At 72.7% G+C, this 8,614-nt stretch carries 8 protein-coding genes and 1 pseudogene; 4 read left to right on the forward strand and 5 right to left on the reverse strand.

All coding sequences use genetic code 11. The annotated features are described in order from the left end of the window. The first annotated feature begins 595 nt into the window (after positions 1 to 595). Together ACZ6ZR_RS31825 and ACZ6ZR_RS31830 are read left to right on the forward strand one after the other, a co-directional pair. Positions 596 to 2,500, forward strand: a complete 1,905-nt coding sequence (locus ACZ6ZR_RS31825) for an FAD/NAD(P)-binding protein (protein ID WP_465648298.1) — start codon at positions 596 to 598, stop codon at positions 2,498 to 2,500. After that, positions 2,497 to 3,909 carry a nitrosuccinate lyase gene (locus tag ACZ6ZR_RS31830; protein ID WP_465648299.1) on the forward strand — a complete coding sequence of 471 codons (1,413 nt, stop codon included), beginning with the start codon at positions 2,497 to 2,499 and terminating at the stop codon, positions 3,907 to 3,909. Before ACZ6ZR_RS31825 ends, ACZ6ZR_RS31830 begins: the two co-directional genes overlap by 4 nt. 89 nt (positions 3,910 to 3,998) lie before the next feature. Here ACZ6ZR_RS31830 and ACZ6ZR_RS31835 read toward each other — a convergent pair whose 3' ends face one another. From ACZ6ZR_RS31835 to ACZ6ZR_RS31850, 4 genes and pseudogenes are all read right to left on the reverse strand, one after another. Next, the gene (locus ACZ6ZR_RS31835) at positions 3,999 to 4,271 is read right to left on the reverse strand and encodes a helix-turn-helix domain-containing protein (protein ID WP_465648406.1); all 273 of its coding nucleotides are present in this window, start codon (positions 4,269 to 4,271) and stop codon (positions 3,999 to 4,001) included. An 817-nt stretch (positions 4,272 to 5,088) separates the two neighbouring features. Continuing rightward, positions 5,089 to 5,472, reverse strand: a pseudogene (locus ACZ6ZR_RS31840) (DUF2267 domain-containing protein); the annotation flags it as partial. Between the two features lie 42 nt (positions 5,473 to 5,514). Further along, positions 5,515 to 5,808, reverse strand: coding sequence for an STAS domain-containing protein (locus tag ACZ6ZR_RS31845; RefSeq protein ID WP_465648301.1), 294 nt, complete (start codon positions 5,806 to 5,808; stop codon positions 5,515 to 5,517). Between the two features lie 113 nt (positions 5,809 to 5,921). Next, positions 5,922 to 6,356, reverse strand: coding sequence for an Hsp20/alpha crystallin family protein (locus tag ACZ6ZR_RS31850; RefSeq protein ID WP_465648303.1), 435 nt, complete (start codon positions 6,354 to 6,356; stop codon positions 5,922 to 5,924). 113 nt (positions 6,357 to 6,469) lie between these two features. Between ACZ6ZR_RS31850 and ACZ6ZR_RS31855 the strand changes: the two genes are divergently transcribed. Together ACZ6ZR_RS31855 and ACZ6ZR_RS31860 are read left to right on the forward strand one after the other, a co-directional pair. Next, on the forward strand, positions 6,470 to 7,168 hold the full coding sequence (locus ACZ6ZR_RS31855) for an HSP18 transcriptional regulator (protein ID WP_465648305.1): 699 nt from the start codon (positions 6,470 to 6,472) through the stop codon (positions 7,166 to 7,168). Positions 7,169 to 7,225: 57 nt separating this feature from the next. Beyond that, a complete protein-coding gene (locus ACZ6ZR_RS31860) occupies positions 7,226 to 7,627 on the forward strand; it encodes a YccF domain-containing protein (RefSeq protein ID WP_465648307.1) in 402 nt (133 codons plus the stop codon). Between the two features lie 18 nt (positions 7,628 to 7,645). Here ACZ6ZR_RS31860 and ACZ6ZR_RS31865 read toward each other — a convergent pair whose 3' ends face one another. After that, positions 7,646 to 8,440: a helix-turn-helix domain-containing protein gene (locus tag ACZ6ZR_RS31865; RefSeq protein WP_465648308.1), complete on the reverse strand. Its 795-nt coding sequence runs from the start codon at positions 8,438 to 8,440 to the stop codon at positions 7,646 to 7,648. Positions 8,441 to 8,614: the final 174 nt, after the last annotated feature.

Consider the following 8,614-nt stretch of genomic DNA (forward strand, 5'->3'; position numbering starts at 1 on the left):
ACGACGATAGCAGGCCCGAGCTCGTTGTGGTGGAACATTTTGCTCCGCGATTTCGTGGCGCCCGCTCAGGAGGGGCCGGCCCCGTCCACTGGAGGGCATCAACCGCCGCTGGTGGCAGCCGAGTTGGGGCAGTAGCGGTCAGCTGCCGCCGTAGGCCGCACTGCGGTCCCAGGCCTGCTGTCCCGTCCCGCATCCCGGGAAGATGCGGTTCACCCCTTCCCGGGCGGCCCATTTCTGTGATTTTCGCCGCAGGCGGGAGGCGGTGACGAAATCAGCGGCCGGCCGCCACCGCCGGCTGGCCGGAGCACGGGCCCCGGCCGGGGTCGCGGGAGCCCGGGCCGGGCGTTGACTCCGGCGTACGGCGCTGGGCATGATGCTGATCATCGGGTCAACCGTGGTCGAGAGCTCCCTCACTCCAGACGCACGTTGCAAGTTTTCCGCAACAGATGCCAAGGACAGGAGGGAGCCTGGTGTGGAACATCCGCACGGCTCCGATGGGGTCGGACGTCCACCAGTACCAGCCGGCAGGTCGCGAACCGCGCCGGCTCGAGGCGGGCCACGCCTCGCTTCCCGTCCGGGCGCGGTGGCGCCGGTCATGACCGACATCCGGATGAACATCTGCCTGATAGGTGCGGGCCCCCGCGGTCTCTCCGTGCTGGAGCGGCTCTGCGCCAACGAGCGGGCCGACCCTTCCCCGCGCCCCCTGACCGTTCACCTGATCGACCCCGACCCGCCCGGTGCGGGCCGGGTCTGGCGCACCGACCAGTCGCGGCACCTGCTGATGAACACCGTGGCCTCCCAGGTCACCGTGTTCACCGACGACAGCGTACGGATCGACGGCCCGGTCGAGCCCGGGCCGAGCCTGTACGAGTGGGCCCGTTCGCCGTACGGGGCGGAGGACGACGTGCTCGCCGAGGCAGCGGAGTTGGGCCCGGACTCCTATCCCACCCGGGCCTTCTACGGCGCCTACCTGCGGGCCATGTTCCAGCGCCTGGTCGAGCGCGCTCCGGAACACCTCACGGTCCAGGTGCACCGTTCCCGGGCCGTTGCCCTCACCGGGGAGGGGGCGCAGCGGGTCCGGCTGGCGGACGGCCGCGCGATCGACGGGCTGGACGCGGTGGTGCTGGTCCAGGGGCACGTACCGGCCGAACTCGGCCCGGAGGAACGGCGACTGGCCGACACGGCGGCGGGACTGGGGCTCACGTACCTGCCACCGGGCAACCCGGCCGACGCCGACCTGAGCGCCATCCGGCCGGGCGAACACGTCCTGCTGCGCGGCCTCGGGCTGAACTTCTTCGACCAGCTGGCCCTGCTCACCGAGGGCCGCGGCGGCACGTTCACCCACCAGGACGGCCGACTGGTCTACCACGCGTCGGGCAACGAGCCGGTGCTGTACGCCAGTTCACGCCGTGGTGTGCCCTACCAGGCACGTGGCGAGAACCAGAAGGGCGCCTACGGACGGTACTTCCCGAAGCTGCTCTCCGCCGAGCTGGTCAGTACCCTCCGGACGCGGGGCACCCCGCTCGACTTCCGCCGTGACCTCTGGCCGCTGATCGCCCGCGAGGTGGAGAGCGTGTACTACGGCGCGCTGCTGGACGCCCGCGACCGCCAGGCCGACCGGGAGCCGTTCACCGAGCTCTACCTGGCCACCGAGCGGGACGGGCAGCGGGCCGAACTACTGCACGCGTACGGCATCGACCGGGCGGACCACTGGGACTGGGACCGCCTCACCCGGCCGTGCGCGGACCGGGAGTTCGGCGACCGGGCCGAGTTCCGGTCCTGGCTGCTGGAGTACCTGGCCCAGGACGTGCGGGAGGCCCGGGCCGGCAACTTGCAAGGCCCGCTGAAGGCCGCACTGGACGTCCTGCGCGACCTGCGCAACGAGGTCCGGCTCGCGGTGGACCACGGCGGTCTGGCCGGCGACTCGCACCGTGAGGACCTGGAGCGCTGGTACACCCCGCTCAACGCGTTCCTGTCGATCGGTCCGCCGGCCGCCCGGATCGAGCAGATGATCGCGCTGATCGAGGCGGGCGTCCTCGAACTCACCGGCCCCGGAACCACGGTGAGCGTCGACGCCGACCGCCGGGCCTTCCTCGCCCGGTCCGGCCGGGTGCCGGGGCCGCCGATCCTGGCCACGGTGCTGATCGAGGCCCGGCTGCCCGAACCCGACCTGCGCCGGACCGCCGACCCGCTGCAGCGACAGCTGCTGGCGGCCGGTTCGATCACCCCGTACCGGACGCCGGGCGCCGGCGGCCACGAGACCGGCGGGCTGCACGTGACCGGCCGGCCGTACCGGGTGGTCGACGCCGAGGGGCGGGCGCACCCGCGCCGGTTCGCCTACGGGGTCCCCACCGAGGGCGTGCACTGGGTCACGGCGGCCGGCATCCGCCCCGGGGTGGACTCCGTGACCCTGGGCGACTCGGACGCGATCGCCCGCGTCATACTCTCCCTCCGGCCCGTTGAGCACCAGGAAGCCGACAGGATAGGAGCCAGCGCGTGACACCCCAGACCCTGCCATCCGAGGCGGAGGCGGACACCGGTCTGCTCTCGCCGGTCCGGGCCGGTACCCCGGTCGAAGAGGCGGTCGGCGACCGGGCCTGGCTCCAGGCGATGCTGGACGCCGAAGCCGCGTTGGCCCGGACCCAGGCGGGGCTGGGCGTGGTGCCGAGATCGGCGGCCGAGGCCATCACGGCCCTGGCCCGGGTCGAGAACTTCGACGTCCGGGCGCTCGCGCTGGCCTCCCGGGAGACCGCCAATCCGGTGGTCGGCCTGGTCCGGGCCCTGACCGAGGTGGTGGCCGCCGAGCACCCCGGGGCGGCGGAGTACGTCCACTCCGGCTCGACCAGCCAGGACATCCTGGACACCGGTGCGATGCTGGTCGCGGCCCGTGCCCTGCGGATCATCCGCGCGGACCTGGACCGGGTGGCCGGGTCGCTCGCCGAGCTGGCCGAGGCCCACCGCACCACCCCGATGGCGGGGCGCACCCTCGCCCTCCAGGCCGTGCCGACCACCTTCGGCCTGAAGGCGGCCGGCTGGCGGCAGCTGGTGCTGGAGGCGGACCACCGGCTGGCGCTGGTCGAGCGGACCGGCCTGCCGGTCTCGCTGGGCGGCGCGGCCGGCACGCTGGCCGGATACCTCGAGAACGCCCGCGCCGCCGACCCGTCGACCGACGAGGACCCGGCCGGCTACCTGGACCGCTTGGTCGACGCCTTCGCCGCCGAGACCGGCCTCGCCCGGCCGGTCCTGCCCTGGCACGCGCTGCGGACCCCGATCGCCGACCTGGCCGCCGCGCTCGCGTTCACGGCCGGTGCGCTCGGGAAGCTGGCGGTCGACGTGCAGGTCCTGACCCGGACCGAGATCGGGGAGGTCGGCGAGCGGCCGGTGGCCGGCCGCGGTGCGTCCTCCGCCATGCCGCACAAGCAGAACCCGGTGCTCTCCACCCTGATCCGCAGCGCCGCGCTCCAGGTGCCGGTCATCGCCACCGGTCTGACGCAGTGTCTGATCACCGAGGACGAGCGCTCCGGCGGCGTCTGGCACGCCGAGTGGCAGCTGCTGCGCGAGGCGCTCCGGCTGACCGGCGGCGCCGCGCACACCGCGGTGGAGCTCGCCGACGGCCTCCAGGTACGGCCCGAGCGGATGGCGGCCAACCTCGCGTTGACCGGCAGTCAGATCGTCTCCGAGCGAGTCTCCGCCGTCCTCGCGCCCCGGCTCGGCCGGGCGGCCGCCCGCGCACTGTCCTCCCGGGCGGCCGGAGCCGCCGCGGCCACGGGCCGCGAGCTCGCCGAGGTGCTCGGTGAACTCCCGGAACTGGAGGGCATGTTCACCCCCGCGGCACTGGCGGCCCTGTGCCGGCCCGAGGACTACCTAGGGGTGGCGGGACCGCTGGTCGACCGGGCCCTACGGCCCTGACCCCGCCCGGAACGGCGACGGGGCGAGCCTTCCGGCCCGCCCCGTCCATCGCCGTGTCCGACGGTCGTGGCGCACGCCGCCCATTCCGGTCAGGTGTCGGAGGTGGGTTCCTTGGTGTGCCGGAGCTGCTCGTTGATGCGCAGGGCCTCTTCGAGCTGGTCCTCGAGGATGATGATCCGGCAGGCGGCGTCGACGGGTGTGCCCTGGTCGACGAGGTCGCGGGCGCGCATCGCGATCCGCAGCTGGTAGCGGGAGAAGCGGCGGTGGCCGCCCTCGGAACGTAGTGGGGTGATGACGCCTTGCTCTCCCAGGGCGCGCAGGAAGCCGGCTGTGGTGCCGGTCATCGCGGCGGCGCGGCCCATGGTGTAGGCGGGGTAGTCGTCGTCGTCGAACGAACTGCTGCTGGGGGAGTGGGGCCGGTTGGTTTCCGTGGTCACTGCACCTCTCTCTGGTACCTGGTTCGGGAACGCGTTGAGGGGCCCCGGCGCCATTGCGGCTCCGGGGCCCCGAAGGGGAACTTCACCATCTACCGGCCCTGGGCCGGTCCTTGTGTCCGCAGCTCCTCGGGAGAGGAGGATTGCGGGGATCGCGTATGCGTGACCGGAAACCACCGTCCTTACGTACTGTGAGGGGTCTGCGGTGTCCGCCCGGACGAGAACTGCTCATCTCACGGGCCGGGCGATCCTGATGGCGCTTGCGCCCTCCGTTCTTCCTCTACGGACATCCTGCGAACTGCTGGAACTGCGGTACTGCCAACTTGCTGGTACTGCTCTTGGTCCGGCAGCCAGCCCCGTCGCCCGTCCTGCTCGACTGCTCGGCTTGGAACCCCACTGCCCGGACTTCCCAGCACGCGCGCCCGCAGTCCGGCGCCTTTGCTGAGACCCTGCGTCTTTCCATCAGTGGTGACTGCGAACCTGCGTTACTGCCTACTGGTGGCCCCTGATCACTGCGGGCCACCCGGCCCGGCCGCCAGTCCCGTCGCCGTCCTGCACCTGCCCTGGCTTCGGAACTCCACAACCGTGCCGACCTGCGAACTTCTGGTACTGCTCCCGCCAGTTCGTGTCTGGCGGGACCTGCTGACTTCTTCCTACGAGAGAAACACTAGCCCCGCCCTGCCGTGATGTCTACTTCCGCCAGCATAGATTTTGCCGTGTTCGACGAGGAGATAATCTTCCGTGCCGGCCGGCCGAACAGCAGGTCGTAGCCGGGGGGAAGTTGGAGCAGGACGCGCTCGGTGAGCTGGTCGCCGGCGGCGTCCGCGACGGTGCTGAGCACCGCGCCGATGTCCCACAGGGCGGTGGCTTCGGTGGCGCCCTCGATCCAGGCGGCGGTGGCGCGGACGAACCGCTCGGGGGTGAGGGGTTCGACGGCCTGCAGCGGGTTGAGCAGGACCAGGGTCAGGGCGGCGGGCAGCCTGGCGGCCAGGTGAGCGCGGACCTCGCCGGCCAGATGGGCGCCGAGCAGGCCGAGGACGACCCGGGCCGCGCGCTCGGCCTCCTCCGGCGTGCTGTACTCGCCACGTTCTCGGACCTCGTCCAGGAACGCGCTCCATCGCAGGGTCATGGCGTCTCCTGCTGGTGTTAGGGGCGGGTGCGGATCCGCCGGTCAGGATTCGACGGTCAGGCTCCGGTCCGTGCCGGTGAGGCGAAGCAGTCGGGCCACTTCGGGCCCGGGTCCGCGCAGCACGAGCCGCCTTCCCCGTCGGCGGGCGTCGTTGTGGGCCGCGACCACGGTGCCCAGGCCGGCGCAGTCCATGAACGTCACCTGCGAGAGGTTGAGCACCACCTCGTGGTGCTCGCGCAGCGCGTCGGCCAGGGCGCGGCTCAGGGCGGGAGCGGTGGCGAGGTCGATCTCGCCGTCCGCTCGCAGTGGCGTGGGTACGGAGGTGTGCTCGGGCATGGCTCTTCTCGCTGTGCCGGGCCGGGGCTGCTCAAGTCCAGGCAGGGCGAGGTGAGTTGGGGGTGTTCCGCGCCGCCCCCGGGGGGAATGAGGCGGCGCGGAACGGCTGGGGGTCAGGCCTGGATCTGCTTGCGGCCGCCGCTCCGGCTGATGGCGATCTTGCGCGGCTTGGCCTTCTCCGCGACCGGGATCTTCAGGGTCAGCACCCCGGCGTCGTAGTCGGCGCTGATCCCCTCGGGGTCGAGGGTGTCGGAGAGCATGATCTGGCGGGAGAACACGCCGAGCGGGCGCTCGGCCAGCTCCCACTTCACGCCCTCGCTCTCGCGGCGGGGGCGGCGCTCGGCCTTCACGGTCAGCATGTTCCGCTCGACGTCGATGTCGATCGCCTCCGGGTCCACCCCGGGCAGGTCGAAGCAGATCACGTACTCGTCGCCGGTGCGGTAGGCGTCCAGCGGCATCGGGGTCGGGCGCGACCAGGTGCCGGTCGAGTTGATGAACTGCTGGGTCAGCCGGTCCAGCTCACGGAACGGGTCGGTGCGCATCAGCATGGGGAACACCTCCAGGTGGTTGGGCTTGGGGAGCCAGTGCGCTTCACCTGAAACTGTTCTAGCATGTCATCCATCCGATGACAAATGATCCTGTCGCCAAGAAAGTGACACTGATGCGCGAGACGCCGCCCAGCCGCCCGCAAGGCGCCGAGGCCCCCGCCGAGCCGGACTCCTTCCTCGCCGCCGCGATGGCCCTCGCGGCCATAGACGACGCCGTCCGCGCCGCCCACACCCCGGCCGCCACCGACCCGGCCGCCCCTGCCCCCGAGCCCATGACCGGGCCTCAGCCCGCCCTGGCCGCCCTCCTCCTGCTCCGCGAGCTGCGCACCGAACTCGCCGGCTGGGAAGCGGGCCTGGTGGAGACGGCACGGACCCAAGGCGCCACCTGGGCCGACCTCGCCGCCCCGATGGGCGTCGCCAGCCGGCAGGCCGCCGAGAACCGCTACCTGCGCCTGCGCCCCGCCCCCAGCGCGCGCGAGGTGACCACCACCGGAGCCGAACGCGTCAAGGCCGAACGCGACCGCCGGGCCGCCGACCGCACCGTCACCGCCTGGGCCCGTACCAACGCCGCCGACCTCCGCGTCCTCGCCGCCCAGCTCAGCACCCTCACCGACCTGCCCGCCGAAGCACACCGCGCCCTGAACGAGGTCCACGCCGCCCTGGCCGCCGCCGACCCCGCCGACCTCCTCGCGCCCCTCGCCGGCCTGCGTCCGCACCTCGGCCCCACGCACCGCGGCCTGGCCGACCGCCTCGACGACCTGAGCCGGCACGCCGACCGGCTCCGCCATGACAGCAACCGCCGACGCGCCTGACCGGACGGGCGTGTTCAGGCGCGAGACGCCGGACGCCGGCCGTGAAAGGCTGAGGCCATGAAGGTGATCGATTTTGTGCTCAACGTGCTCTGGTTGGTCTTCTGCGGCATCTGGATGGCCCTCGGGTACGCGCTCGCGGGCATCGTCTGCTGCGTCCTCATCGTCACCATCCCGTTCGGGGTGGCGTCGTTCCGGCTGGCGGGCTACATCCTGTGGCCGTTCGGGCGGACCACGGTGGAGAAGCCCGGCGCCGGGGCGCCGTCGTGCGTCGGCAACGTGATCTGGTTGGTGTTCGCCGGCTGGTGGCTGGCGATCGGCCACCTGGTGACGAGCATCCCGCTGTTCCTGTCGATCATCGGGATCCCGTTCGGCTGGGCCAACCTCAAGATGATCCCGATCTCCCTGATGCCGCTCGGCCGCGAGGTGGTCTCCACCGACCAGAAGTTCGGCGCCCGCTGAAGCCACGAGCCCGCTGACCTACGAGCCCGCCGCCCTGGCGCGGAGGATCGCGGCGGTGGCCTCGTCGGCCGGGAGGAAGGCCTCCAGGTGGAGTTCGGCGAGGGTGACGTCCAGGGCGGTGGCGAAGGACGTGATGGTGGTGATCAGCCGCAACTCGCCCTCGGGGACGGTCAGTCGGAGCGGCACGGCGAAGCCGAGGTGGTCCGGCCCGGGGGCGGCGGCCGGCAGGTAGGTCTCCAGCTCGGCGATGAAGGCGGCCAGCCGGGGGGCGTGGCCCCGGCGCTCCAGGGCGCGGCGCATGTTCTCGGTGACGTGCCGGCCCCACTCGGGGAGGTTGCGGACCCGGCCGGCCAGGCCGTCAGGGTGGAGCAGCAGGCGGATCATGTTGACCGGCGGGCGGAGCAGTTCGGCCGAGGCCCCCTCGGTGAGCAGCCCCACGGCCCCGTTGGCGGCGACCAGTTCGCCGTACGGGCGGAGCACGACGGCGGGGTACGGCAGATGGCCGCGGAGGATCACCTCCAGGGCCTCGCGGACGGGGCCGAGCATCTCGGCCTCCAACCGGGACTCGGGGTACACGGGGGCGTAACCGGCGGCGTGCAGCAGGGAGTTGCGGTCCCGTAGCGGCAGTTCCAGCGATTCGGCGATCCGGATCACCATCGCCCGGCCGGGCCGGGAGCGGCCGCGCTCCATGAAGCTCAGGTGCCGCTGGGTGGTGCCCGCCCGCAGCGCCAGGTCGAGCTGGCTGATCCGCCGCTCGGTCCGGCGGCGCCGCAACTCGGCGGGGAAGCCGGTCGGTTCGGTCACAGTGCTCACCCGGGGGATACAACCACTCCCTGTGCGCCCCGGCCATTCCCTGCGCGGAATTGTTCGGTGCACCGGCCGCCGCGCAGGATCGTCGGCATCGCCCCTCCCCGGCTGCGCCCCTCCCGGCATCGCCCCTCCCCGGCATCGCCCCTCCCCGGCTGCGCCCCTCCGGCGTCGCCCCAC

Source organism: Kitasatospora sp. NPDC088742 (assembly GCF_055584905.1).